Raw genomic sequence first — 861 nt, 5'->3', positions numbered from 1 at the left:
GTTACGGAGTTTTGATTAATGGCAAAGATTAACTTACTTCCTTGGCGTCAAGAACTTCGTGAACAAAGAAACCGTGAGTTTATGACTTTAGTGGTTGCAGTATTATTATTATCACTACTTGGTGCCTTTGCGGCATGGAGTTACTATAAAAACACCCTAGAAAACCAGCAGCTTGCTAATGAGCGCATCAAACAAGAAAACGCTAATTTAGACAAGGCGTTAAAAGAAATCCAAACCCTCGAGCAGCAGCGTGATGATATCATCGCGCGTATGAAAGTGATTCAAGACTTGCAAGGCCGTCGCCCTGTCCCTGTCCGTATTTGGGAAGATATTGCCAGAATTATCCCCGCACAAATGTATTTAACCAGTATGAAGCGTGAAGCTGATACCATCACCTTTACCGGTCAAGCCGACAACCCGAATGTGATTTCGACATTTATGCGCAGTCTTGATGGGACGCAGTGGTTAGAAAAATCGGCTGTGGTCAGTATACAGCAGCCCAATGCGGTGGCTTATCAAGCACCCACACCCGCACCTGCTGCTGGTAACATCAGTGCTAGCAGTACCAGCGCAACATTACCAGAAGCCAATTACGTGACTTTTGTGGTAACAACCATGGTTAAGCAAACCGACATCGCCAGTGCTACCGCTGCAAGTGGCGTTGCGGCAAGTGCGAGTAAGGAGAAATAACGGTGAAATTAACCAATCCGCTAAAAAGACCGAAACTCGTCAAAAAACCCGTTCACATTACCGCAAAAAAATCGTTTGATGTTAAAGCCTTTACCGAAAGCTTTAAATCCCTGGACCAAAATAATTATGGTAGCTGGCCTGTGCCTGTTAAGGTTACCGTATTGCTATTTA

General features: G+C 44.6%; 1 protein-coding gene. It reads left to right on the top strand.

Going from position 1 to position 861, the window contains the following annotated elements; translation table 11 throughout:
- The first annotated feature begins 18 nt into the window (after nt 1-18).
- Nucleotides 19-690 carry a PilN domain-containing protein gene (locus tag IV513_RS15525; RefSeq protein ID WP_209391456.1) on the top strand — a complete coding sequence of 224 codons (672 nt, stop codon included), beginning with the start codon at nt 19-21 and terminating at the stop codon, nt 688-690.
- Nucleotides 691-861 lie beyond the last annotated feature (171 nt).

The organism is Chryseobacterium sp. RR2-3-20 (genome assembly GCF_017808115.1).
GTDB classification, from domain to species: Bacteria; Bacteroidota; Bacteroidia; order Flavobacteriales; family Weeksellaceae; genus Chryseobacterium; species Chryseobacterium oryzae.
The sequence above is the reverse complement of the archived record's forward strand: the minus strand, read 5'-3'. Positions and strand labels throughout refer to the sequence as shown.

Excerpts from the sequence above, each read along its gene's own strand:
- IV513_RS15525 (WP_209391456.1), top strand. The coding sequence starts at position 19 with ATGGCAAAGATTAACTTACTTCCTTGGCGTCAAGAACTTCGTGAACAA.